At 61.6% G+C, this 22,650-nt stretch carries 39 protein-coding genes; 19 read left to right on the top strand and 20 right to left on the bottom strand.

From position 1 onward, the window contains the following. Window positions 1-5: 5 nt before the first annotated feature. From HH800_RS02470 to HH800_RS02420, 11 genes are all read right to left on the bottom strand, one after another. Window positions 6-308 (bottom strand): hypothetical protein, encoded by a 303-nt coding sequence (locus HH800_RS02470; protein ID WP_169860087.1) that lies wholly within the window; start codon window positions 306-308, stop codon window positions 6-8. Continuing rightward, on the bottom strand, window positions 305-733 hold the full coding sequence (locus tag HH800_RS02465) for a hypothetical protein (protein WP_169860086.1): 429 nt from the start codon (window positions 731-733) through the stop codon (window positions 305-307). The genes HH800_RS02470 and HH800_RS02465 overlap by 4 nt, the downstream gene beginning before the upstream one ends. Window positions 734-747: 14 nt before the next feature. Beyond that, complete coding sequence (locus HH800_RS02460; RefSeq protein ID WP_169860085.1) at window positions 748-1,077, bottom strand: hypothetical protein; 330 nt, start codon at window positions 1,075-1,077, stop codon at window positions 748-750. Beyond that, window positions 1,074-1,292, bottom strand: a complete 219-nt coding sequence (locus HH800_RS02455) for a hypothetical protein (RefSeq protein ID WP_169860084.1) — start codon at window positions 1,290-1,292, stop codon at window positions 1,074-1,076. Before HH800_RS02455 ends, HH800_RS02460 begins: the two co-directional genes overlap by 4 nt. Further along, window positions 1,289-1,654 (bottom strand): hypothetical protein, encoded by a 366-nt coding sequence (locus tag HH800_RS02450; protein WP_169860083.1) that lies wholly within the window; start codon window positions 1,652-1,654, stop codon window positions 1,289-1,291. The genes HH800_RS02455 and HH800_RS02450 overlap by 4 nt, the downstream gene beginning before the upstream one ends. Then, window positions 1,651-1,986 (bottom strand): hypothetical protein, encoded by a 336-nt coding sequence (locus HH800_RS02445; protein WP_169860082.1) that lies wholly within the window; start codon window positions 1,984-1,986, stop codon window positions 1,651-1,653. Before HH800_RS02445 ends, HH800_RS02450 begins: the two co-directional genes overlap by 4 nt. A gap of 3 nt (window positions 1,987-1,989) precedes the next feature. Next, a complete protein-coding gene (locus HH800_RS02440; protein WP_169860081.1) occupies window positions 1,990-2,676 on the bottom strand; it encodes a hypothetical protein in 687 nt (228 codons plus the stop codon). Between the two features lies 1 nt (window position 2,677). Further along, window positions 2,678-2,845 carry a hypothetical protein gene (locus HH800_RS02435; protein ID WP_169860080.1) on the bottom strand — a complete coding sequence of 56 codons (168 nt, stop codon included), beginning with the start codon at window positions 2,843-2,845 and terminating at the stop codon, window positions 2,678-2,680. Further along, window positions 2,838-3,104, bottom strand: a complete 267-nt coding sequence (locus HH800_RS02430) for a hypothetical protein (RefSeq protein WP_169860079.1) — start codon at window positions 3,102-3,104, stop codon at window positions 2,838-2,840. The genes HH800_RS02435 and HH800_RS02430 overlap by 8 nt, the downstream gene beginning before the upstream one ends. A 1-nt stretch (window position 3,105) precedes the next feature. Next, a complete protein-coding gene (locus HH800_RS02425; RefSeq protein WP_169860078.1) occupies window positions 3,106-3,597 on the bottom strand; it encodes a hypothetical protein in 492 nt (163 codons plus the stop codon). Between the two features lie 153 nt (window positions 3,598-3,750). After that, entirely contained in the window at window positions 3,751-4,350 is a 600-nt protein-coding gene (locus HH800_RS02420) for a helix-turn-helix transcriptional regulator (RefSeq protein ID WP_169860077.1), read from the bottom strand. Window positions 4,351-4,445: 95 nt separating this feature from the next. On the opposite strand from HH800_RS02420, the gene HH800_RS02415 reads away from it, so the two are divergent. From HH800_RS02415 to HH800_RS02380, 8 genes are read left to right on the top strand one after another with little or no spacing between them, the layout of a single operon-like run. Then, window positions 4,446-4,649 (top strand): YdaS family helix-turn-helix protein, encoded by a 204-nt coding sequence (locus HH800_RS02415; protein ID WP_169860076.1) that lies wholly within the window; start codon window positions 4,446-4,448, stop codon window positions 4,647-4,649. A 5-nt stretch (window positions 4,650-4,654) separates the two neighbouring features. Beyond that, on the top strand, window positions 4,655-4,879 hold the full coding sequence (locus HH800_RS02410) for a hypothetical protein (protein WP_169860075.1): 225 nt from the start codon (window positions 4,655-4,657) through the stop codon (window positions 4,877-4,879). A gap of 2 nt (window positions 4,880-4,881) precedes the next feature. Continuing rightward, window positions 4,882-5,064 (top strand): hypothetical protein, encoded by a 183-nt coding sequence (locus HH800_RS02405; protein WP_010339909.1) that lies wholly within the window; start codon window positions 4,882-4,884, stop codon window positions 5,062-5,064. Next, window positions 5,061-5,507: a hypothetical protein gene (locus HH800_RS02400; RefSeq protein ID WP_169860074.1), complete on the top strand. Its 447-nt coding sequence runs from the start codon at window positions 5,061-5,063 to the stop codon at window positions 5,505-5,507. The genes HH800_RS02405 and HH800_RS02400 overlap by 4 nt, the downstream gene beginning before the upstream one ends. Continuing rightward, the gene (locus tag HH800_RS28975) at window positions 5,504-7,954 is read left to right on the top strand and encodes an AAA family ATPase (protein WP_235682005.1); all 2,451 of its coding nucleotides are present in this window, start codon (window positions 5,504-5,506) and stop codon (window positions 7,952-7,954) included. The genes HH800_RS02400 and HH800_RS28975 overlap by 4 nt, the downstream gene beginning before the upstream one ends. A 37-nt stretch (window positions 7,955-7,991) precedes the next feature. Beyond that, complete coding sequence (locus tag HH800_RS02390) at window positions 7,992-8,633, top strand: hypothetical protein (protein ID WP_235682004.1); 642 nt, start codon at window positions 7,992-7,994, stop codon at window positions 8,631-8,633. Beyond that, the gene (locus HH800_RS02385; RefSeq protein WP_169860072.1) at window positions 8,630-9,211 is read left to right on the top strand and encodes a hypothetical protein; all 582 of its coding nucleotides are present in this window, start codon (window positions 8,630-8,632) and stop codon (window positions 9,209-9,211) included. The genes HH800_RS02390 and HH800_RS02385 overlap by 4 nt, the downstream gene beginning before the upstream one ends. Beyond that, window positions 9,208-9,546, top strand: a complete 339-nt coding sequence (locus HH800_RS02380) for a DUF6950 family protein (protein ID WP_169860071.1) — start codon at window positions 9,208-9,210, stop codon at window positions 9,544-9,546. Before HH800_RS02385 ends, HH800_RS02380 begins: the two co-directional genes overlap by 4 nt. Here the strand turns inward: HH800_RS02380 and HH800_RS02375 are convergent. Continuing rightward, window positions 9,543-9,878 (bottom strand): hypothetical protein, encoded by a 336-nt coding sequence (locus HH800_RS02375; RefSeq protein ID WP_169860070.1) that lies wholly within the window; start codon window positions 9,876-9,878, stop codon window positions 9,543-9,545. The genes HH800_RS02380 and HH800_RS02375 overlap by 4 nt on opposite strands. A gap of 7 nt (window positions 9,879-9,885) precedes the next feature. Next, the gene (locus tag HH800_RS02370; RefSeq protein ID WP_169860069.1) at window positions 9,886-10,185 is read right to left on the bottom strand and encodes a hypothetical protein; all 300 of its coding nucleotides are present in this window, start codon (window positions 10,183-10,185) and stop codon (window positions 9,886-9,888) included. On the opposite strand from HH800_RS02370, the gene HH800_RS02365 reads away from it, so the two are divergent. The 10 genes from HH800_RS02365 to HH800_RS02320 all read left to right on the top strand — a co-directional run bounded on the left by HH800_RS02365 (window position 10,151) and on the right by HH800_RS02320 (window position 17,713). Then, window positions 10,151-11,440 (top strand): phage tail protein, encoded by a 1,290-nt coding sequence (locus tag HH800_RS02365; protein WP_169860068.1) that lies wholly within the window; start codon window positions 10,151-10,153, stop codon window positions 11,438-11,440. The genes HH800_RS02370 and HH800_RS02365 overlap by 35 nt on opposite strands. Then, window positions 11,440-11,832 carry a PE-PGRS family protein gene (locus HH800_RS02360; protein WP_169860067.1) on the top strand — a complete coding sequence of 131 codons (393 nt, stop codon included), beginning with the start codon at window positions 11,440-11,442 and terminating at the stop codon, window positions 11,830-11,832. Before HH800_RS02365 ends, HH800_RS02360 begins: the two co-directional genes overlap by 1 nt. A 16-nt stretch (window positions 11,833-11,848) precedes the next feature. Further along, window positions 11,849-12,250, top strand: coding sequence for a hypothetical protein (locus HH800_RS02355; RefSeq protein ID WP_169860066.1), 402 nt, complete (start codon window positions 11,849-11,851; stop codon window positions 12,248-12,250). 65 nt (window positions 12,251-12,315) lie between these two features. Continuing rightward, on the top strand, window positions 12,316-14,616 hold the full coding sequence (locus HH800_RS02350) for an SGNH/GDSL hydrolase family protein (protein ID WP_169860065.1): 2,301 nt from the start codon (window positions 12,316-12,318) through the stop codon (window positions 14,614-14,616). 99 nt (window positions 14,617-14,715) lie between these two features. Beyond that, window positions 14,716-15,027, top strand: coding sequence for a hypothetical protein (locus HH800_RS02345; RefSeq protein ID WP_169860064.1), 312 nt, complete (start codon window positions 14,716-14,718; stop codon window positions 15,025-15,027). Next, window positions 15,024-15,377 carry a hypothetical protein gene (locus HH800_RS02340; protein ID WP_169860063.1) on the top strand — a complete coding sequence of 118 codons (354 nt, stop codon included), beginning with the start codon at window positions 15,024-15,026 and terminating at the stop codon, window positions 15,375-15,377. Before HH800_RS02345 ends, HH800_RS02340 begins: the two co-directional genes overlap by 4 nt. Beyond that, complete coding sequence (locus HH800_RS02335; protein ID WP_169860062.1) at window positions 15,377-15,919, top strand: glycoside hydrolase family 108 protein; 543 nt, start codon at window positions 15,377-15,379, stop codon at window positions 15,917-15,919. The genes HH800_RS02340 and HH800_RS02335 overlap by 1 nt, the downstream gene beginning before the upstream one ends. Further along, window positions 15,916-16,164 carry a hypothetical protein gene (locus HH800_RS02330; RefSeq protein ID WP_169860061.1) on the top strand — a complete coding sequence of 83 codons (249 nt, stop codon included), beginning with the start codon at window positions 15,916-15,918 and terminating at the stop codon, window positions 16,162-16,164. Before HH800_RS02335 ends, HH800_RS02330 begins: the two co-directional genes overlap by 4 nt. 100 nt (window positions 16,165-16,264) lie before the next feature. Beyond that, window positions 16,265-16,450 carry a hypothetical protein gene (locus tag HH800_RS02325; RefSeq protein ID WP_169860060.1) on the top strand — a complete coding sequence of 62 codons (186 nt, stop codon included), beginning with the start codon at window positions 16,265-16,267 and terminating at the stop codon, window positions 16,448-16,450. Window positions 16,451-17,266: 816 nt separating this feature from the next. Then, entirely contained in the window at window positions 17,267-17,713 is a 447-nt protein-coding gene (locus tag HH800_RS02320) for a hypothetical protein (protein ID WP_169860059.1), read from the top strand. Window positions 17,714-17,803: 90 nt separating this feature from the next. Here the strand turns inward: HH800_RS02320 and HH800_RS29320 are convergent, their stop codons facing one another. The 5 genes from HH800_RS29320 to HH800_RS02300 all read right to left on the bottom strand — a co-directional run bounded on the left by HH800_RS29320 (window position 17,804) and on the right by HH800_RS02300 (window position 20,014). Further along, window positions 17,804-17,929, bottom strand: a complete 126-nt coding sequence (locus tag HH800_RS29320; protein WP_268932907.1) for a hypothetical protein — start codon at window positions 17,927-17,929, stop codon at window positions 17,804-17,806. A 132-nt stretch (window positions 17,930-18,061) separates the two neighbouring features. After that, window positions 18,062-18,658: an ImmA/IrrE family metallo-endopeptidase gene (locus tag HH800_RS02315; protein WP_169860058.1), complete on the bottom strand. Its 597-nt coding sequence runs from the start codon at window positions 18,656-18,658 to the stop codon at window positions 18,062-18,064. Beyond that, a complete protein-coding gene (locus HH800_RS02310; RefSeq protein ID WP_169860057.1) occupies window positions 18,651-19,025 on the bottom strand; it encodes a helix-turn-helix domain-containing protein in 375 nt (124 codons plus the stop codon). Before HH800_RS02310 ends, HH800_RS02315 begins: the two co-directional genes overlap by 8 nt. A gap of 364 nt (window positions 19,026-19,389) precedes the next feature. Beyond that, window positions 19,390-19,593, bottom strand: coding sequence for a DUF6961 family protein (locus HH800_RS02305; protein ID WP_169863191.1), 204 nt, complete (start codon window positions 19,591-19,593; stop codon window positions 19,390-19,392). A gap of 199 nt (window positions 19,594-19,792) precedes the next feature. Then, on the bottom strand, window positions 19,793-20,014 hold the full coding sequence (locus HH800_RS02300; RefSeq protein ID WP_169860056.1) for a hypothetical protein: 222 nt from the start codon (window positions 20,012-20,014) through the stop codon (window positions 19,793-19,795). A gap of 317 nt (window positions 20,015-20,331) precedes the next feature. Here HH800_RS02300 and HH800_RS02295 point away from each other — a divergent pair, with 317 nt between their 5' ends. After that, window positions 20,332-20,946 (top strand): 5'-methylthioadenosine/S-adenosylhomocysteine nucleosidase, encoded by a 615-nt coding sequence (locus HH800_RS02295; protein ID WP_419248219.1) that lies wholly within the window; start codon window positions 20,332-20,334, stop codon window positions 20,944-20,946. Here HH800_RS02295 and HH800_RS02290 read toward each other — a convergent pair. Further along, the gene (locus HH800_RS02290) at window positions 20,943-22,016 is read right to left on the bottom strand and encodes an endonuclease/exonuclease/phosphatase family protein (protein ID WP_169860055.1); all 1,074 of its coding nucleotides are present in this window, start codon (window positions 22,014-22,016) and stop codon (window positions 20,943-20,945) included. The genes HH800_RS02295 and HH800_RS02290 overlap by 4 nt on opposite strands. Before the next feature lie 71 nt (window positions 22,017-22,087). Continuing rightward, on the bottom strand, window positions 22,088-22,624 hold the full coding sequence (locus HH800_RS02285; RefSeq protein WP_004208158.1) for an adenine phosphoribosyltransferase: 537 nt from the start codon (window positions 22,622-22,624) through the stop codon (window positions 22,088-22,090). Between the last annotated feature and the right edge of the window lie 26 nt (window positions 22,625-22,650).

Genomic DNA, 22,650 nt, shown 5'->3' with positions numbered 1-22,650 from the left:
GCCCTTCACGACTGATCACCTTTGGAGCCGGGCGACCGGGGAGACAAAAGCCGCCCGGCTCCACCAACCGCCGGGGGGACAGCGGCTGGATCGATGGTTGCGGGATCGACCTTCGCCCGCAGAACCTCCTGAAAAACGATCATGACCTGGCCGGGATTGGCTTGCGCCTGCGCTTCGGCCTCTGTCGCGGCTTCATCTAGCGTTTGGTAGCGCGCGCGAGGGAGCGTCACGCCCGGCCGGACGGTGCGGCCCTTGCGCGCCACCATGAAGGTGAAGCTGTTGGGCACGGTGAGGCGGACGCCGGTCATGCGCCGTCTGCCTTGGCGATCAGCTTGCGGAGGATCACTTCAGCGTCCTGGATCAGGCAGACGCATGCATTGTGGTCATCCTGATCGACGTTGCTGGCGCGATACTCGATCACACGCATGCTATCGGCGGCGCGGATCATCGACCACGCGCTACGGGTGGCTTCGACCATATCGCCCATTTCTTTGGTCATCCGCTCGATCGTGCGGATATCCTCCGGCGACCGGGTTGAATGCGGCGTATGCCCTGCGACTTCGAAGAAGTGCTTAAGTGCCCGGTCGGCAGCGAATGCCGCATCCATCTTCTGCTTGGTCGTGGCGCCGGCGCGAGCACAGGTGATATTGTGCTCGGCTAGCGCGCTAAGATAGGCTTCGTAGGCCTTGATCTCTTCGGCGGTGTAATCCGCCTTGGTATCGGTCGAAGTCATGGGACCATGCTCCTTCAGGCGGCGATTGGCCGGGGAGGATTGGGGAAAAGGCGGCGGACCTTGTCGCGGTCCGGTTCGGGAGTGGGCTTGGGCGCCGGCTCCTCGTCGGGATCATCATCCGGGCCGTCGCCGCCCCAGATCGGTTGCCATTCCGCGCAGCAGCGCGTGGCATGCGTCGTCGGCTGGAGCGACACCGGGCCTTCGTTGATAATGTAGATCATCGGCGCGAAGTTCTCGCAGGCGCCCACGTCCTCGTAGCTTTCGTCACGGGCGGCCATGGTCATGTCGGTGCTGGCACCGGCCCGCCAATAGATGCAGGTCGAGCAATTGCGGACGTCGGTCATATCGAAATCCTTGGCTGAAACTCGCCGCAGCGATGATCCTGATGGATGGCGGGGAAGTCGAAGGAGCCGCCGTCATCGGTGGTGTCCTGCGCCCAGCGCGGCGGGTATCGCCGGCACAGACCAACGTCGTCGGAACGCTCGGCATGGCCAGGGGACATGCTGCTGGGGTTCACTCCGCCCTGGAGGAAGTGGACGCAGCGGAGGCAGGTGCTCATAGCGACACGCCCTCCAGCAAGCCGGGCAAGCCTTTGAGCAGCTTGGCGCCGCGCGAGGTGCCAACATCGATCAGGCCGAGTGCTTCGGTGATGATGGCGGCACGATCGCATCCCACAAACGGCGGGTCATCCAGCGAGCCGGTCAGGTCCAGCTTGTAGATGCAATCGGCGATATTGCGGGCGGGGAGCGCGATCACAGCCAATGCTGCCGCCATGCGCTTTTCGACCAGAGGGTCCACCTCCTCATTTGTGTATGGCTGGGGCAGCGCATCGATGGCATCTTGGGCCTCATCGGCCATTTCCATGGCGTGGGACCAGATCGCATCCAACGGGTGCGGTTGCTTGATGATGATGTAGGTCACAGCCGCGCCTCCATCGCTTCGAGGCTCACGATGGCCGACCAAATCGCTTCGTTGATCGTGTCGTCCTTCATGAGGCGTTCCGCCATGTCCGGCACCACGGCGCCGAGCGCCGCGGCTTCGAGCCAAGGGCTTTGCGCCCTAAGATACATCGCGTAACGCAGCTTCTTCGCTACCGCCGCCGGATCGTCGCTGATGCCGATCGACAGCAAGTTCTCATCGGCGCGAGACTGTTCTGTCCCGGGGAGATCGCCACGCGTTTCCCAGGCAGCGGAAGAAAAGCGGTCCCAGGCAGCGATAAATGCTTCGCCCTGTTCCGTGATCTGTTCGGCCATGGCTCAGGCCTCCCCGAACACGCGGCGAAGGTCCGCCAGCATCTGGTCGTGGTCGATGTCGATATCCCGGGATTTCAGGAATTCGATCTTGGCGATGAGATCGGCCGGCGCGGCGGCGGCGAAGTTGTAGACAGCCTTGAAGGCGGCATGCGATGCGTCTCCGAGCCGCTTCTCTTCTCGAGCGATCTCAGGCGAGATCAGTTGTGCCGGGTAGACCTTGGACTGCTCGAACTCAGCCCTGACCCGGTCTTGTTCGTCCATGCGCTTGTTAATCAGGCTGACCATCTCGCGGCAGCATGAGACATAATCGCTCGGATCCGTGAGTTGAGCGCCCCCAATGGCGCGCCCGATGTCGAGCCTGTTGGCCGTCGTCATATGCATGAGGTTGCCATCGGCCGTCTCGTAGGCCAGCGACGTCGTGTAATGGGGGATCGCATCCAGCCGGCGCTGCAGTTGCTCGTCTGCCTGGCGGGCCGTCGCCTTGGCAGTCTCCCATGCAGGCTCATAGGTTGCCTCGTAATATGCGTCATGGGCTGCGCTGGCGGCATCCATCCGGGCAACAGCGCCCTGCCATTCCGGGCTTACCGCCATCGGCAGGCATGCGAATGCGGGCGCTGCGCGGGCGACGGCCGGAGCGGCAAGTGCAGGCGCGGCGATGGCCGCAGCAAGGATTTCACGGCGGGTGGCCATGTCACTTCTCCTTTGGGAAGCGGGTGAAAGCGATGAGGATTTGGCAGCCGAACCATTCGAACTGGAACCGCCAGCCGTCGCCCCAACCGCCGTTGAGGGATTCTGCGCCCCACGTGCCCCAGTCATACCAAGGCTCGATCGCGGCGATGATCTGGCGGAGGCTACGCATTGCGTTCGGCCGCCGCCAATTCGGCCGCCGCCAGCTCGCCAGAAACCGCGATCAGACCGCTGATGATCTCAAGAACGTCGGCGTGGACGCGGGGCATCAGCGCCGCGAACTCGGTCGATTTCGAGCCGGGATTCCCGTCGCGATGGAACTGATCTTCTGCCAGCCACGCGGCTGACATGAAGGAAACGAGCGTCTTCGCGTAAAAGAGCGGACCGCTGGGTTCATCGCCGAATGCGGTCGTGGTTGCGGGCGCGGCCATGTCAGTGACCCTCCATTTCGGAGATCATCTGACGGGCAACCGCCATATCGTTCCGGATGGACTGGCCCAGCTCGGGCCAGAGGGCGGCGACTTCCTCGACATGATCAGGGAAGCGATTACCGATCGATCCGCTGATGCTGATCAGGGCCGCCTGAACGCCTTCGACCAGTCGAGCGACAAAGGCGTGGTCGGTCACATCCGCAGTCTGTATCTGGTCGGCCATCAGCGAGGCGTGGCCAGCCAGGATCACGATATCACGATCCGATCCATCGGGAATGGCCTGCAGCAGCTTCAGATGCCCTTCACAAAGAGCTTCGTAGGTCTTCTGATAGACTGCTTTGAAGCCGTGGAAGTTGCGCGACTGCTCGCGCTCCACCTTCATGCAGTAATGGTCTGCACTGCCGATCAGACCGCAAAGGGCGGCGATGTCCGATTGGCGCAGTTCGTCGTTCCGCGAAGCGATATCGCTCCGCGCCTGGGTGGCGTCGGCCATGTGGAATGCTCCTGTCTAAACGGCCCGGTGAGCCCAATGGGCGTCGAGCCTGGCGTCCGCCGGACAGGAGTTGATTACCAGTCCCGGCTAACGAGACTGGTTAATACGCACCATCGGTGCGTATCGTCAATTAAAAAATGCACCATTAGTGCGCTATGGGAAAATTATGCTCCTGACAGGCAGCGACCAGGATATTGGAGTGTCCTGCACTATCTGTCCGTTGATTAGCTGGATATGATACCTTTCGGGCTTGGATCCGGCCATTGGCGTACCCAGATAGGCATCGCCTGCACCATCCTCCGAGACGTCGATGAATGCCAATTTCCCGATGGCTGGGGCATCCATTTCCACGTCACGCAGGCGCACGATGAATTGGCAATTGAGGGGCAAATTGATGTGCCCCACTCCAGTTAACTTCACTGCGCGATCGCGATCCATGCGCGGATCGCCTGCTGCGGTAGGGTCAAACTCGTCCAAGGCCTCCAGATCGGCCCAAATTCCGTCGTTATTGGAGACCGCGCCATCGGGCGAGACAGTGCCGATCAATATCGGCGCTTCTGGAGCATATAGTACCTCAATCGGCTCGCACCCGACTGCTTTCGCAATCTTTTCGACCCATGTCTGGGTGAGCTCGCGTTCCCCGCGCTCCAGTTTCCCGATCATGCTGAGAGTGGATTCTACCTTGTCGGCGAGTTGTCCTTGCGAAAGCCCTGCGGCGCGCCGGACGACGGAAATGCGATTAGAATATGCCATGACCATTCTATGCACCAAAGGTGCGCAACCAACAACTGCACTGTCAGTGCATTAACCCTCTTTCCATATACGCACAGTTAGTGCATATATGGCTGATGACCCTGCTTGAATTCATCCGCACATCGGATTTCACGTTCTCTTCCTTTGCCGAAGCCATTGGCGAGACCGAAAACATTGTGCGCAAATGGGCATATAGGCAGCGCCAGCCGTCTCTGCCCCGCGTGGTGAAGATCGAGAACGCGACAGGCGGCAAAGTCTTGGCGCGTGACCTGCTGATCGAAACCGCCGAGGCGGAGTGACTGCGATGATAGTCGCGAACGACACTGCGCATCGCTATCCGGCCGCGCACCATATCGCCGGTCACGAGGATCCCGAGGAGGTGTGCGAATTGCTCGCCGGTCTCTTCGAATATTATCCAGACTTTCGAGACATCGCTAACGCCCTCATAGACCGTTACGCGAGCGCTTCGCTTTCCTTCGAGCTTGTCGATGCCGTCTTTGCGGCAAACAACTGGCGGTGGCCCCAGTGAGGATGACCCGCCAGAAAGAGGCGATCACGGTTGCGTCCGCCCGCGCGCAGTTGAAAGCGATGTTGGCGAATGCCCGGTCACTAGACCACCTGACCGTCGAGCAGCTTGTGCGATCCTACCGGGTGCCGCCGCGCGAGATCGAATATGAGCTGACTGTCGCCCGTCAAAAGCGGGGCGCAGCATGAGCGCCGCCGATATATTCACTCGGCTGGGCGAGGACGACGCCGACGAACCTTGGTTCATCGAACCGAAGGATCGCGATCCTGAGCCTGAACTGAAACGCCAGATGGCGTTCCTATCGATGCTGGCACGGCTTGGCCCGGCCTGTGACGCTGTCGCCATTCCCAACGCCGGCAAGGCGACCGATTGGGAGCGGGTGCAGCGCTGGAAGGAAGGTGCGCGCGCCGGGGCGCTGGACCTGCTGATTACCTGGTCCGTCGATATGCCCGGCCATGGCGTGTTCCTGGCCGAGTTCAAGGACGGCAAGAAGATGCCGACACCTGCCCAGCGTGATCGCCTGAACCGATATTATCGCCAGGGACATGGCTGCGGCGTGTTCCGTAAACCGGAAACGCTGATTGCCCATTTGCGCGCGGCAGGCGCTCCGATCGCGGAGGCGCGGGCATGACCCCGTCACTTCAGCAGGACACCGCCTTGCGCTCTGCCGCTGCATGGCTGTCGGACCCCTATGCCGATCAGGTGTTCAGATTGTTTGGTTACGCAGGCACCGGCAAGACCACTCTCGCCAAGAAGCTGGCCGCTTCCAGCCACTCCGCCCTTTATGCCGCGTTCACCGGAAAGGCGGCGCTTCAATTGAGGAAGAAGGGTTGCGCAGGCGCTAGCACCATTCACAGCCTGATCTACAAGTCGGAGGTGTGCGAGCGGACGGGCGAAGCGACTTTCGTCCTCAACCCCGACTGTGACCTGGCCAACGCCGAGCTGCTGGTTGTGGACGAGGTGTCCATGGTCGATGATGCGACGGCCAAGGATCTACTGAGCTTCAAAAAGAAGATACTCGTTCTGGGCGATCCGGCCCAGCTTCCGCCCGTTAATGGCGAAGGATTCTTCATCAACGCCGCGCCCGACGTGATGCTGACGGATGGGCCGCCGCTCGAAGCGATCATCACCAAGGTCGGCGCCATCTTCTCTAAGCTGTCCGGCGGCCCGGTCGGCGCTGCGATCGAGGGGCTTATCGCCCTCCTGTCCGGCGTGGCGGATGTGGTCGGCACCATCCTTGTGGGTGCGATCCTTCTTGCCGGGGAAATCATCGAGCGGACACTGGCGGCAATCGTCGCTGTGATCTCCGGCGTCGTGGATGTCATCAGCGGCGTGGTCGATGTCGTGAGCGCGCTGCTACGCGGCGACTTTGCTGGGGCTTGGGAAGCTGCTGGCGGGATTGTCGAGGCCGTCTTCAGCACGATAGTCGACGTCATCGCGGCGTTCGTTCCGGAGATCAGTGCCGAACTCCAGGCTGCCTATGCTGGGGCAAAGAAGTGGCTTGCGGATGGCTTTGCAGCCATAGTCGGCTGGTTCACGGCATCGGTGCAGTCGGGCGTCAACTATGTCGCCAATGCCTTTCCTAATGTCGTGGCAGCCGCCAAGGGCGTCTATCAGGGCGTCAAGGGCTGGCTGGTCGACAAATTCGGCGGGCTGATGACGTGGATCGGCAACGCTGCCAAGTGGATCGGCGATAAATATTCGGCGCTGAAAGAGCGTCTGGGCCTTGGTGCAGCGACGAATGATAATACGCCTGCGGCACCTGCCAAGCCTAAGGAAACAGCTGCGCCGACGTCGGCCACACCAAAGCGCTCGATCGATTTCGATGACGATTCGGCGAAGAAAAAGAAGGCCCCGAAGGGACGCAATACCGCCTACGATAGTGCTAACCGCCAGCAACTCGCTGATGATGTTGCGCTGGAAGCGGCACGGCTGCGGGGCGACCGCGACGCCGAGCGCGCCATCCGGGATCGCCTTGAACTGAGCAAGCAGATCGAGGCCTATCAGCGCACCGGCCTGTCGCTGGAAGCCGCCACTGCGGCGGCGAAGAAGGACATGGCCACGCTCGAAGAGGCGCGGCGTACTGGCCTAGCGAAAGACCTTGAGCGCGATGAAGCGGCGCATCAGATTGACCTCGCGCGCATCGCAGGCAACCGGTCGCTGGAAGAAACGCTCGCACGGCAGGAAGAGATCAAGGATCGTATCGCTGCCTTCCAGCGCGACGGGCTGTCGCTGGAGGAGGCGACCGCCAGGGCTTTGCGTCAGCAGCTTGATATCGACAATGCCCGCGCGGAATTGCGCAAGCGGCTGATGGCCGATGACGAGCAGGATCGTCAGCTTCGTCTGGCTCAGGCTCGCGGTGACAGTGAGGAACGAATTCGCGCCCTCCAGCGTGAAATCGACATCCGCAATCGCCAGCGCGAGCTGGAACGCGATTTCCAGATGACGCCCGATCAGGCCAAGGATCAGGCCTCCCGCGAATGGGATGAGATGGAGAAGGCGCGTCAGACCGGCGTCTTCCGCGACACCTTCAAGGAAGGCGTGCGCGCGGCGCTCGACGGCGACCTGAAAGGATGGTTCAAGAACTGGTGGAAGGACCGGGTGGCGAAGGGCATGGAGGAGGCGCTCAATAGCTTGTCCGATCTGATCGCCAGTCTCTTCTCGAAAGTGGGCAGCGGCGGATCAGGTGGCGGCATCGGCGGCGCGATCGGCAAGGTGCTTGGCAGCATCTTCGGCGGCGGGAGTTCGTCCACTGCCGATATCGTCGTCAACAATGACGCGATCTCGAAGGCCTTTGCCAGCGCGCCAGGCTTCAAGACGGGTGGCCGTGGCATCATCAAAGGCAAGCCCGGTATCGACGCCAATATGGTGTCCTTCCGCGCGACGGCAGGTGAAATCGTCAACATCGAGCGCCCCGGCAACGACAACGGCCCTTCCGGTGGAGTGCAGATCAGCATGCCGATCACATTTAGCGGCGCCATGGATCTCGCGACCAAGCAGGAGGCGGCCCGTTTCGCCGAAGGTGCGCGCCAGGCCGCGATCAAGGGCGTGATGGAAGCGAACCGCCGCCGTGGATGAGATTAACTGGCCAGCCGGCCTGTCGCCCTACAAGGTGATGTTCTATCTCCAGCCGCATATCGGTGGGCAGGAGAGCCCGTTGACGCGGACGCGCAAAACCTACGGCTTGTCAGCGCCGCGCTGGGTCGCGCGGCTGACCTTCCGGGCCGGGCACGGCTATGACGATGGGGGAATGTCTGATCGATTTGGCCCCCGCGCCGACGACGCCATGTTTTTCGCCGCCAGGCTGGATGCCCTGATCGCGCAGCTGAAGGGCGGGCTCCAGATTGTCCGCTTCCATGATTTCCGTCGGCCTATCCCTCAGAGCTATCTCACCCTGCATTCACCGGCGATGACGATCGATGCGGCCAGCGCAGGGGATAACAGCATCGTCATCAACCGCGAACCGGGCGCGGTCGGCCCGTCGATCGGCGACTATATCGGCGGGGACGGCCGCCCGCATCTGGTGACCGACGTTTCGCCGAAGCTGGGAAGCATGATGTCGAAGGCCGGGCCAGACGGAAAGATCACGCTGACCTTCGAGCCGCCGCTTTCGGCTGATATCGCCCAGGATGCCGAACTGGAGATTGAGCGCGTCACCGCGCCCTTCGAGTTGGTCAGTGAGGATGCAGGGCAAAATGAGGGCGAGGTCGGTGCGCCGATCGATTACGTGCTCGAATTCTCGGAGAAGATGCCATGAGCGGCATTCGCGACCTTGATCCCGCGCTTCAGACCGAGATCGAAAAATCCGAGCTCCGCCCGTTTCTGGGCGTCCATATCGACCTGCCCGATCCCGTCTTCGCCGTCACCGGCAATGCGACGATCCATTACGCGGGCGAGGAGTGGAGCGCAATCGGCGGGCTGGGCCAGATTGACACCATCGGCGAAGGCACCGACGGTTCATCGGTAGGCGTCACCGCGACCCTTTATCAGGTACCCTCCGAGTTCCGCGACGACGTAGCTGATCAAGCCGTTCGGGGCTGTCTCTATGAACTCTACGTTGGGGCGCTCGACGCCGGCTACCGCAATGTCATCGGGTTCAAGAATCTCTGGAAGGGCCGTCTCGACACCTACGACATTCTCGATGCCGGCGAGACGATCACCGTCACCGCCGGGGGTGAGAGCCGGATGCGCGACCAGCGCCGGCCGGCGATCAAGCGCTTCACCGACTGGTGGCAGCAGCGGAAATATCCGGGCGACCTCGGCTTCCAATATGTGTCGCGCATGGTCGAGGTGCCGATCATGTGGGCGAAGGCCCGGCAGGAGCCGCCGCTTTGACCGATCCCGGCTGGCAGGACCATTGCGGCGACCGGTGGCGCGCTCATGTGCTGGCGGCCACTGGCTCCGACATCTGCGACATCGTTGGCCCGTCGCCGCGCCGCCCGCGCGACTGGGCGGCGATGATGCGTCGGCTGGGGGTTCGGAACATGATGGGAGTGATCGGCGCCGTACATGGCGAACCCATCGCCTACCGTCAGGCCCAGCGCGGCGACATCGTGCTGCGCGGCTGGGCGATCGGGATTTGCAGGGGTGAACAGGCTGAGTTCTTCGGCGGTGATATGGTGCCGATGAAAGATGTTGACGCTGCTTGGAGGATATCCCGCAACACCTAAAGGCAGGCCTGAATGCGGTCTCGGATCCTGTCATTCCAGCCCTTGCCGCGCACCCGCACCGTCACTCTCGATCCTCCATCGGCCTTCTGTATTGTAGCTGAAGCGATGTAAGTTCCAGCCATCGGATTTGATGCCACGATGACGACGCCGTCCGGTCCATCCCGAAGCGAAGTTGGGGTACCCAAAGCGGTCAAAGCATCGGCTATACATATTTCCATGTCATAGGCCGGCTTTTCGCTGGTGAGGGTCGCGGCCGGCGGGAGAGCAAGATGCTCTTTCAGCTCGCCGGCATATCCCCCGGCCTGAGCGGCTATCGCCAACATCCAGATCATAAGCACTTCATCTCCCATTCCCCTGGGCACATTCCCGCATTTGGCAGGAGGCGGCAATCGGCAAAGTTGTTAAGGCGGTCGCGATCATCGCGATTGCCGCCGCCGTTGTGTATTTTGCTCCGCAGCTTTCGGCGGCGCTGGTGCAGATGGGCGTTTCGACCGCCACCGCGGCAGCAATAACAAGCGCTGCAGTTTCAACCGCCATCGCTGCCGGCGTTTCTGCGGCGCTATCCCTGCTGATTCCTCGCCCATCGACGGCGAGCACCCCCAGCATGTTCCGCCAGTCGGTGTCGAACAGCTTCATCATCTACGGCAAGCGCCGGGCGGGCGGGCTGCTGATCTTCTTCCATCCGCGCGGTAAGGAATATCGCTATTTCGTGATCGCGGTCGCCGGCCACCGGTGCAAAGGCGTCACGCGCTGGTGGCTCGCTGACGAGGAAGTGAGCGTAAACGCCGCCGGGCTGGTAACCAGCGGCAAATATGCCGGCAATGCCTGGCTGTGGTTCTATCGCGGCACTGAGGATCAGATTGCGCACCCAACCTTCGTGGCTGAGACCGAGGGCAAGTGGACGGTCAACCATCGCTGCCGTGGCGCTGCCCTGATCTACGCCAAGTTCAAGATGACCAATGATGTCGTCCAGGCGGGCATGCCGAACATCACCGCAGAGGTAGAAGGCAAGGATGACATCGCTGATCCCCGCACCGGGCTTGCCGGATATACGCGAAACGCAATCCTGATTTTCTACGACTGGATGCGTATCCCGCGCGAGGAAGGCGGCTTCGGCTGCTATCCCGACGAGATCGATGACGATTGGGTCGCGGCGCAGGCGAATGTCAGCGACGAGGATATGGCCACGCCAGCCGGCATGGAAAAGCGCTACGAGTTCGACAGCTATATCCAGACCGGCGCCGCGCCGAGCGAGGTCAGAGACACGTTCGTGACCTGCTGTGCCGGCAGCTTCACCTACAGCAACGGCAAGATGCTGCTCCGGCCCGGCTATTATGTGCCCCCGTCCGCGTCCCTCGAAGAGCGAGACCTCGCCGGCCCCTTCACCGTGCCGGTCCTACGCGCGGGCGATGAGATCGCAACGGAGGTGACCGGCACCTATGTCAATCCGGCCGACAAGTACCAGCCGGCGGACGTTCCGACCCGGTCCATCGCCTCCGACGATGTGCGCCAGACGCCCTATGATTTCCCGCACATCACCTCGCATTATCGCGGGCAGCGGCTCCTCGAAATCTATCTCCGCAAGTCCCAGGCGGAACGGCGCGTCACCTGGCCGATGAACATCATGGGGATCGCTATATCGACGCTCGACACGGTCCAACTCGCAACCGGCAAATATGGCCTGAGCAATTATGCATTTCAGGTGACGAGCTGGGGACTGAGCCAAGACTTCTCGGTCAATCTGCAGCTCGAAGAGCACAATGCCGACATCTTCGACTTCGATGATGAAACCTATCTGGAACCGCCCACAGCCGGCGAATTGGCGGTGGCCGATCCGATCACCGACAATGACGAAGTGATCCTGGACGGCGGCGACGCCACGACGGAGGCCTGATGCCCACGGTTCGCTTTCAGCTGCGCCGCGACACGGCGGCAAACTGGACCAGCGTCAATCCGACTCTGGGACCGGGTGAACCGGCGCTGGAGACCGACACGCTGCTAGTCAAATATGGAGATGGCGTCGCGGCATGGGCGGACCTGCCCTATGCCGCGATCGATCTGCCTGCCGTGCTGGCCGCCTATGCCGGTGGCGCTATGCCCAGCGCCTTCACCCTGTCTCTTGTCGACGGCGACGATGACGAAGCCTGGCGGGCCGCGATAGGGGCGCAGGCGGCCAGCGCCAGACTCTCCGCCCTGGCCGCCGTGACGCCGATTGCCGATGGCGACCATGCTGTCGGCGGCGTGACGATCACCACGAGCGGCGGACTGATCACCGCCATCAACTGACCAACAGGACCCTGCCATGGCAATCACCCGCGATCTTTTCGCGGCGCGTAATCGCGCCTTCGATACCGTCCTGGAGCTGGATTACCCCGGTGACGAACTGCCGCTGACGGGCGCCATCATCTCGATGCAGGTGCGCCTCTATGCCGGTGCCGGCGGCCCGCCGATCTTCGAGCAGACGGGCATCACATTCTCCGACGCGGCGATCGAGGACGAGCCGGGGTGGCGCCGGCTGACAGTCGAGCCGAACTTTCCGCGTTCCGATCTGGAAGCTGGCACCGTGCCAACGGGCCTCAACAAGCCCGAGGTCGGGGAGGCAGATCGCTTCGAATATGAAATCACGCTCACCTATGCCGACAGTGTCCAGGAAACGCTGTGGACGGGTGGCTTCTACCTTCAGCCGGGAGTAGACCTGACATGAGACTGCAAGCATCTGTTCGTGATCGCGCCCTTGGTCCGCGAGGGCCCGGCCTGACGGATGCCGATATGGCGACGCTGGACGGGAAGGTCTCTGCTGCAACCGGCGCGTCCGATAAAGCGCAGGCCGCCGCCGGTTTCGCTACCCTCGCCACCGCCATCGCCTTCGCTCCGAAGCTTGCGACCAACGAGCGCACGACCGTCCAGCTTTCCGATACCGGCACCCATGCAGCCGTCGCGGGCGAAGTCGCATTGGGCGGCGCGGCAGCGACGGTCGGGGCGCAAATTCCGAACGCGGGCATCTATGCCAAGCAGGCGAACGGTGCGCTCTGGCGCGTGGCCGATCTGGAGAGCCAGAAGGCCGCAGCCTATGCCGCACAGGCTGCGGCGGACACGGCGCGCCTGACATCACAGGACTACGGCGCGTCTGACGCTATGATTGCAGGACGCATCGTAAAAGCGACAGGCGAATTCCAAGCTAGCGAAGCATGGTGGGCTACCGACTTCCTGCCCATAGATCCAAAGGTCGCGCTTCAGATCACAGCGCGGGGGACAGCAGGAGAGGGCCACGCATGGTACGATAAAAACAAAATCTTCATCAGCGGGTTCGGTGACAGCACGGGAAGTGGTTTATCCACCATTGAGGTGACGCCGCCCGATAATGCGGCATTTGCCCGGTTTTCCAGCATCCGCTCCGTGCCACTTGTCGTGAAGGCACTAGGCCCGTCCGAGGACATCCGCCGATTGCAGAGGGTCGCAAAAATACATCTGGATACCGATCAGGACGCCCTCATAACTGCGCTACAGGGGGGGCTGGCTGATGCTTTCAACCAGATCGACGAATTAACCGACAGCAGCGCGCCGCTCTTTGTCAATATGTGGCCGTTTACGAAATCCTATTTGACCCCGCCCGCTAATGTGCGTTCGGAGGCGGCGGTCATCAGCAGAACCAGCGATACGTCGCTGACCGTCGAAGCGGGCAAAGGCAGCAATTTTATCGCTGGCGGGGCCGCCGTGATCGAGGACGCGGCGACGGGCAAGGTAACGAGCTTTGGGGTGCGAGGGGTGGCTGGCGACGTGGTCACCTTCACCGACCTGTTGCCCGCTTCGCCTGTCCGCGCGCAGACCATGTTCCTGGACGATCAGCACCTCACGCGATTGGCGATTAAAGGTCAGGCTGATTACATCCTCTCGCGCACCGAGCGCTATTCCTATCGAAAGAAGCTGCTCTTCTCGTTTTTTGGTCCTGAAACGAGTGCCCTTCCAACATCCTCGCCGGATATCTTCAGCGCTGCGACCGGTCAAAGGATCATCAGCGTCAATCGTCTGAACGGCGCGACATATGGCGGATTCGTTACGGGCACTACCAATTTGCCGCGGCTGTGCGGGATTGAGAATGCTCCCCGGAACATCGGTCCGGTATCTCTATCGCAGTTTCTATCGCGCGGATATTTACTCCAAGACACAATGGCTGGGCGCGGCTACCAATTCAGCATCCCGCTGGGTCGTAATGATGGCTTTATTGCGCTCGCCATTAGCGGGGCAGCGGTGACTTACACGGACACGAACGGCGCAGCGCAGGTCACATCTGGAAGATACCGGGTCGAACTGATTGCGGATACAGGTTCTGTCCTGCTGTCTCAGGTGTACGAAACAGGGCGGGTGCAATACCCGGTGGTCAATGTATCCGGCATCGGCTCCGCCGTGCTGAGCGTTACGCTGGTGGATGACATTCCCACGTCGGTAAACCTGTATAGCGCCGACGCCTATCAAAAGAGTCCGCGAACCTCCACGGCGGGCTTCTTTAAGTCCGGAGACGTGATCGCCTTCCTCGGAGATAGCTGGACGCAGCGGCCCGATGCCGGCTCGGGGGAAGTGCGCCCGCTTCGGCCCGATGGCTCGACTGCGGACGGGATGTGCTTCCTGTCGGAGCGCATACGGACCGGTCTGGCAGCGCAGGGCATCAATGTCACCACGCTCAATATGGGGAAGAGCGGCACGACCTCTGCCTGGGGCCTCTACTGGGTCAAGTCGATTATCGCGCTCAACCCAAAGCCGACACATTGCATCGTCAATTTCGCGATAAACGATGGCAACTCCGCGTCTTATATGAACGATCCGGCGTATCTTTATAACTGGGATTTCAGCCCTACAAATCAGTGGAACTTCCTGCCGAAAAGTTCGGGCGGTCTTGAAGGGCGCGTAACTTACGAGGGCTGGTTAGCGAACATGAAGGCGATCTGCGCTGCTTTGTCGGCGGCGGGGATCAAGCCGATCGTATTGATGCCGCCGCACACCGCGTCCCCAAATCAGTCGCAGACGATTCGCGACAACATGCTAACGCGATTGGTGCGGGGCTTTGGCGGCTGATGAGCCACGATGATCTGCTGATGCGGAGGCGCACATGATGATCCTCATGTTCGGGCAGATCCTCGCCATGCCAGCGATGACGCCATGGAGTGAGACGGGATGAGCAGCGAGCCATTCAGCGCATTTGCCTATACGATCATGGCGGCCCTCGCTGGCGCGGTGACGGCGCTTGCCTTCCGCCCCTGGAAGAAGATGACCGGCGTGGAAGTGGCCCTGACGCTTTTCGTCGGCTTCTCTTTCGCCATCTTTGTCAGCCCTTGGGTTGCGCATTCGATCATGCATGTGCCGGCTGATGAGCCACGCGCTGCATCCTTCATCACCTATGTAATGGGAGCCGGCTCGAATATTCTGTTGCCTCGGATCATTCAGTTCTTCGAGCGCCTCCTTGGAGCGAAAGGAGACGGGCAATGACCGATTTCTTCGTGTTCGACCTGCTCAACACGTGCCTGCGGGTCGCGGTGACGCTCATCGTGGCCTACAAGCTGGTCGAGTTCTACGACGACTACAAGCCTGCCGAGCGCGTCGGGTTGGCTATGATGGGGTCGGGGTCATTCCTCACCGTTCCGCCCATCTGGGCCTATCAGGTCGGCCAGGGCGTGTTCGATGGCTGGGCTGTCACGATCATGACGCTGGGCATCATCCTCATGCTGTTCGGGCGCATGTCGCGGCATATCCGGCACCGGGCGAACAATGCCCGGCACGCGGCGCAGATGGAGCGGGAAATCGCTGAGCGGCGCAGGGCGCGCGGGGGAGAACGGTGATGGCAACCATCAACGCAATCATCGAAGACGTGCTGGCCAACGAGGGCGGCTATGTGAACGACCCGCGTGATGCAGGCGGCGAAACCAACTTCGGCATCACCATCGCAACGGCCCGTGCCAACGGCTACACTGGCCCGATGAAGACCATGACCCGTGACTTCGCGCGCGGCGTCTATGTGAAGCAGTATGTGGAAGCGCCTGGCTTCGATAAGATCGCGGCCATCTCGCCGTCGATCGGTGCCGAGCTGGTCGACACCGGCGTCAACATGGGGCCGAAGGTGGCGGCGCAGTTCCTCCAGCGCGCGCTCAACGGGCTGAACAATCAAGGCAAGGACTATGCTGATCTGCTGGTTGACGGATCAGCCGGGCAGAAGACCCGCGACGCGCTGACGGCCTTCAAGAAGAAGCGCGGCGCCGAAGGTGAGCGCCGTCTGCTGCTGCTGCTCAACGCCCTGCAGGGTGAGCGCTATCTATCCCTGTGCGAGGGCCGCGCAGCGAATGAGGCCTTCCTGTTTGGCTGGCTGGCGAGGATTGCGGCATGACCCCGCCCAACGATCACTTCTCCGAAATCGTCCTGCTCGGCATCATCTCGATCGGCGTCATGGTGTTGATGGGCCTCGCGATCCGCGACAACAGCGCGGGCGAGGCATCGGCATGGACCGCGATCCTGATGGCCATCATCAACGCTATCAAGGAGCGGTGGCAGCAGCGGAGTCTTGATCGCATGGGCCAGAGCCTCGCCAACGCGCCGCCGGCCAATCCTCCTGCACAAGATCCGCAGACATGAGCCTGATCGACATCATGACCGCCTTCTGGCTCACCGTGGCGCTTCTCGGCGGCAGCGCCTGCATCCTGGCGAACTATCTGACGAGGGCGCGCTAATGGGCATGGGCAAGATCACACGCGGGCTCGGCAAGGTCGGGCTCGCGTTCGAGGCTTTGGGCTATGTCGTGGCTGGCGCTAAGGCACTGGTGCGCGCGGTTCGTGGCGCCCCTGACGGACGCCGCGATGATGAACGCCAGGAGCAGGATCAGCATACTGACGAATCGAGATTATTCAAACAGGCGGATTGATGTCGGACCAGTGTGTGGGCGCAATGACCGGGAATCTCCCAGCGGGAAGGCCCGCGAAAGCAAGGCACCAGTCCTGGACGCCCTCTGTGTCATCCCAAGCTGCGACAGAGACGCCTAGCTGGTTCCAAAGCAGCATCGTCCGGCCGTCCTTCCTATCTTCCGGTAGGAGTTCCATTACCTGCCAAGGAATTAGAGAAACCGATATCATGATCACCTCACTTCTCAGGATTAAAGCTGGGCGCGCTTGCGGTTTATCGACCAACGAAAGGTGAGCCCGACGCGGCCAAATTTCTTGGGGAAATATCGGGGTGCGCGCCGGGCTCAAGTCTCAGGTACCCGCGCTGCATAAATAGCGCCAGACCTGTCACGAGAAGGTGCTCCTGGCGCGCGCCGCTATGACGTTGAACCTCGCCAGGAGCAGTTGCAGGATAATCGCGAAGAAGAAGACGTTCAAGGGTAACCCCGCCTGCCTCAGGCGGGTCGCTACCAACTGAACTGCAGACGGGGTGTCTAGCGGGCCGGGCAGTCTAAAACCGAATCGCGAGACGGCTCTGGGTAGGGAATCTATCCCTACTTAGGAAGCGGAATATGGCGACGAACGCCAAGCGCTGCACTTCGAAAGGACGTTGCAGACATCAGCACCGAGGTAGGCCTAAGCTATCTCTGATAGCCCGAGCCGGCAATAAGGGGGGCACGATAGGACGATCCTGACCGGCCAACCGATTGCAAACGTCGGTCAGGATCGCGGGGCGTATATCACCGCCGACGAGGCGGTCAAGCCTTCCATCGGACCAACGTTCACATTATGTTCTAGCCATGAGAATCGCCGCTGACTATGTTCGGCCGGCCGCCGGCCCGTCGATAGGGCTGGCGATCGTGGGGGCCGACTTCCGCACCGACTGCGCGCCGCGGCGCCAGGCGGAGATCGATCGCTGCGTCGCCGGGGAGCGTGTCACCCTTCGGCCGCTCAAACGGCTCGTCGAGGGTGTGCCAGCCATTTCGGTCTATTCGCAGCGCGGTCGGCAGATCGGCTATGTCAGCCCGACCCATGCAGACTGGGCGCGCAACCTTCTGCCCGACATCAAGGCGATCTTCCACAAGGCGGACAGCTTTGGTGCGATCATCCGCGTGGCGACCGACGGGGCGGCCCCTACCCTGCCCCAGCCGACGAGGCGCGGCGAGATGATGCGCCGGCCGCACGAGGTGCCAGCTGAGCCGGTGGATGAGTTCTGTGATATCCTCCTCGCGTCGCGCTATTCGTGACAGTCCCGCGTGCGGTAAGGGATCAAAAGCCACCGGCCCCAGGGTAATCCCTGGGGCCGATTTGAAAGTTCGAGTCCCGAAGCGGTGTCGTTACGCGTCCACCAAAATCCGGAAAGCCCGCTTGCCATACCAGCTGGCATAGATGCGCTTCCCGTTCTTGGTGATCCACTTCACGAACACCCACTTCTTGCCCGGAGGGGGAAGAGTGGAGCTCAATGCGTGTCTCCCACAAAAATGCGGCCACACGTTCTTGCTTCCTTAACCGATTCCGCCTACTTGAGCGGTTGTCTAGTGGTCGGTTTCGGATAGCTCACCCATTTCAGGGGCCGCGTCTGATCCAGGCCTTTCCTAAGGGGTCGGGTTCATCGAACTCGACCCTTTCCTTTTATGTCCGCCACTTTTGCGTCGGACTAAATCATCGGCGATCGACATTTTCAGGCCTCGAGCCCGCCGCAGAGCAGCGCTGCGGCTAATTCCAAAGGCAGTCATCGCTTGGCGAACTGACTTCATTTTTCGAAAGGCGTCAGCCGGCATGAGCAACGCTGCCGCAAATGTGTCTGCTTGCCATTCAGGATCTAACCGGTTGTCTTTCGTCCGCTCGCGATAATAATAGACCGGCTGCTTAGTGTGCATGAGCAAATGACCGAGCTCGTGGGCGGCGGTCATCCGTGCGCGGTGATTCCCTTTTGTCAGCGCCGCGTATGTCCCAGCTGAGAGCGTTATTACCGGTTGGTGCCAGTCGGTCCTACCCTCTGCACCGCCCATCTCGCCATCGCTCGCTACTCTTAGATAAGCCCCGTCGATCATATCGTCCAAGGCGAACTCGAGGATCGGCTGCATCGCTAGCCGCGATCCTGGATCGACGCCTAATTCCTGCCGGACCATCTTAGCAAGGCGCTCGATCTGATGCTCGCTGCGCCGTTGGACGCTCCCTATCTTATCCATTGCTCTCATCCTTAAGCATATCGCGCAAACGTCGCTTGGTTTCGGGCGACAGGCGGTTGAAGCTCAGAGCCAAGTGTGAAGCGAGTTCGCGATCTCGGATGCCTGCGTCCGGATGTAAGTCGATGGTGATGCTCCCAACCTCAGCCGCCTGGGAATGTGCAGCGGCACGGGTCAAGGCTTCAGCATCGATTTTGCTGAGCTGGAATATGTTGATAACTTTGTTGACGATGGTCGAGGTGGCCGGCTTCACGCCGGTTTCGACTTGGCTCAGATACGGCGTGCTCACTCCCAGCTTCTCAGCAAGCTGGCCCAGCAACATTCCATGATCCTTCCTCTCCTGCCGAAGCATTTTACCGAAAGGGGTCATTTGAACCTCCATGTAGCCTACTGCGGGTCGCAATTAGGTCGGCGGCTACCTACCGACTTATCTTGCAATCTAATTAGATCGAGATCTAAAATCAAGCATGAAGTTAGATCGAGAGTAAATTAGATTGAAGGTAAACAATGCAGCCGCGCGCATGTTCCGGACGGGCAGCGCACCCCTTCGAGCGGACAAAGGCGTTTGGGATATGACCATCCTCAGTGCCGCAAATGTGCCCGCGCAACTGACATTGGTTCATTCCGACAAATTCGGCAACGCCGCAGGATAGCGTCCGTGAACAGATCGTGTATATATCGGAACAGGCGTTGAAATGATTGGATATTGCACTGACTTTTAATCAGTGCGCCCCCTACTGCTTGCTGAGCGGCCGGCCGCTTCTATAGTCCATCAGCTGATCAACTCTTCTGGCGATCTCGCTCCAGGCTTCCACGCCATCGGTATCGCCGGCGGCGGCCAACTCGCCAATGCGGATCGCGACATGGCGTGGCGCGTCAGATTTGTGCTGCTGGATCACCTGCTGAGCGCAGGCCCATAGTTCCCAGTCGTCTAGCAGTGGTCACCCTTCACGCGCTTATGGGCGCGCTCGCCGTATACCTGCAAAACGTGGGCCGCATCTTCCGGCGTCCGACAAATCACTATTGTGCCAAATCTAAGTCCTTCGGAAAGTAGCGAGTAATGGATGCCCTCCTCACGGCAACGTTGTTTTACTGCCTGCGGAGTATCATCGACACACACTGCATTTGCGATCCCGTTCACGCATTCAACCATTCGGTTTCGGCGTCATCCAGCGCCTCGAATGTGTCACCCTCGGCACCCGCGTCATGAAGGCGCTTTCTTAAATCGTCCGGCGTGAGGGATTTATGAAACTTCGGATCGCCCTTGGCCTGCTTCGCCAGTGTGCCGATCCAGTCGTCGCGGCCAGCCTGCTTTAGTAGCCAGGCTCCGAATGGTTCGCTCTGTTCATTGATCGACATGATGCACCTCGCATGATTCTCACTGTCATATCACGGTTTCGGGTGCCGCCGGTTCATCTCCTTTAGTTCGGGTGAAACTCGGGTGAAATTCACCCGAAATCGCGATTCGTTCTTCTCATGTTCCGCCAACCGACGTTACAAAATCGGCGGAAAACCGTGCTTTTCTGATAGGTCCATTTCGTTGACATCGCAGGGGTCGCAAGTTCAATCCTTGCCACGCCCACCATGATAAGGCCTTGGAAGTCTCCGGATTTCCGAGGCCTTATTTTTTGCGCTTTTCCGGCTATGACGCGCGGCAGCGAGACGGAGACGAGCAGATGACGGCGACATGTGGGATGATGGGCGGACGGCGGGTGCTGTTCGTGATGGCGATCGACGCCGAATATGGCCCGCATCTGCAAGCCCGGATCACCCCGTTGATGACTGGCGTCGGCCCGGTCGAGGCGGCACTGGCCATGGCCGTGACGCTCGACCGGATGGCGCAGGCGGGCACCCTGCCGGATCTGGTTGTATCGCTCGGCTCCGCCGGATCGCGGGTGGGCATGCTGGGGGAGGTCTATCAGGTCGCCAGCGTCTCCTGGCGCGACATGGATGCCTCTCGCCTGGGCTTCACCAAGGGGGTGACGCCGCTGATCGACCATCCGGTCGATATTCCGCTGATCACGCCGCTCGAAATCCGCGCCATGCGCCTGTCGACCGGCGCCAATGTCGTGGGCGGCGAGGAATATGCCGCGATCGACGCCGACATGGTCGACATGGAGACTTTTGCGATCGCCCGCGCCTGCCAGCGTTTCGACGTGCCGCTGATGGGGTTGCGCGGCATTTCCGATGGGCCGGGCGAGTTGAACGACATGCTCGGCTGGACGCAACTGCTCTCGCTGATCGACGAGAAGCTGGCAGTCGCGGTCGATGCCCTGGGCGAGGCGCTTTAACAGCCGCCCGGCTGGGGCGCGGCGCCGCGCGGCCAGGACAGTTCATAGGTGACGAGGAAGCCGTCATGGTCGGACAGTTCCGGTCCGCTCGCCCCGCCATCGAACATCGCCTCCACCCGGATCGGACGGACCGACACCCGATCGCCCGGCCAGAAGAATTGCAGATCCTGCGTGTCCATCCAGGGTTCGTCGCCATCCCAGGACATGCGTACATCGCAGCCTGACGCGGCATCGGCGCAGACGCGATGGACCAGGTTGAGCGCCTGATAGCGGGAGAAATTCTCCCAGCGCGGTTCGGAATGGCGCATGTTGAAATCGCCGCCGAAGATCAGCGGATAGGCGTCGTCATGGCTTGCATCGATGAAGGCCGAGGCTTCGAGCGCCTGCCGTTCATGGGCGGCGAGGTTGCGCGGTCCGGGCGCGCGGGAAGCCCCGCGCGAGTTCATGTGGGTGTCATAGATGTCGATCGGCGTCGGCACGCCGGGCATGACGATGCGGGCCAGCACGATCCCCTTGTTCGACAGGCAATCCAGGCCCGCACAGGATTTGCGGCCATAGGCACGCTTCTGCGTCAGCAGAATCGGATAGCGCGAGGCGACGGCGAGGCCACTGCCGGAAAAATGGATGCCGATCTCGCCCCGATTGATATGCGATTTGCCCGGCAGCTTGTCCTTGGTCGACCCACGCGCGCGGGTCGTGCGATGCGGGCCGGCGGCGATTGCCGGATAGCCGGTATCGGCCACCGCCTGCTTTGCCGATCCGCTGAACATTTCCTGGAACAGCACCACGTCGGGTGCCGTCCCCGCCGCGCGCATGGCGGCCAGTCGCTCCGCTATCTGGTCAAGGGACGGCCCACGCCCGCTGCGTGCTGGCCAGCCCAGCCCCTCGATATTATAGGTCAGCACCGACAGGGTGGTGGTGATCCGCTGCGCATCCGGTGCGGCGAGCGCAGGCGCGACTGCCGCGCTACAGGACAATTCCCGATAGGGCGCCGGCGTCGCACAGGCCGACAGCAGCAGCGGCGCCACACAGGCGCCGAACCGGTGGAGGAAGCGGGAAGTAGCGGCCATATGCTCCTCGTCATCGGATCGGCGCATCATGACGCGAAAGGGCGCCGGCGACAACCGGCGCCTGGACCGGATCAGTCGCCCTCGAACAACAGGATCGCGCGCGAGGGGACACCGTCCTGCTCCAGCGCGGCAAGCCCGCCCAGATCCGGCAGGTCGATCGCGAACAGCGCCATCAGCACCTGCGCGCCCTGCTCGCGCAGCAACCGCGCCGCCGCCTGCGCCGTCCCGCCGGTGGCGATCAGGTCGTCGACCAGCAGCACGCGCGCGCCCTGCGGCACCTGCCCTTCATGCAGTTCCAGCCGGTCGGTGCCATATTCCAGCACATAGTCGATGCCGACGGTCTTGCCCGGCAGCTTGCCCTTCTTGCGGACGGGCACGAAACCCTTGCCCAGCTTCAGCGCCAGCGCCGCGCCCAGGATGAAGCCGCGCGCCTCCACGCCGACGATCAGGTCGGGGTCGAGCGGTCCTGCCACCTTCGCCATCTGGTCGATCAGCTCGGCCAGACCCGGCCCGTCAGCCAGCAGGGTCGTGATGTCGCGGAACTGGATGCCCGGCTTGGGGAAGTCGGGGATGGTGCGGACCAGCGCGGTCAGACTGTCGATGCTCATGGTTGAAGCCCCATAAGGAAAGGGCG

Origin of the sequence: Sphingobium yanoikuyae (genome assembly GCF_013001025.1) — a bacterium.
Classification (GTDB): Bacteria; Pseudomonadota; Alphaproteobacteria; order Sphingomonadales; family Sphingomonadaceae; genus Sphingobium; species Sphingobium yanoikuyae_A.
The sequence above is the reverse complement of the archived record's forward strand: the minus strand, read 5'-3'. Positions and strand labels throughout refer to the sequence as shown.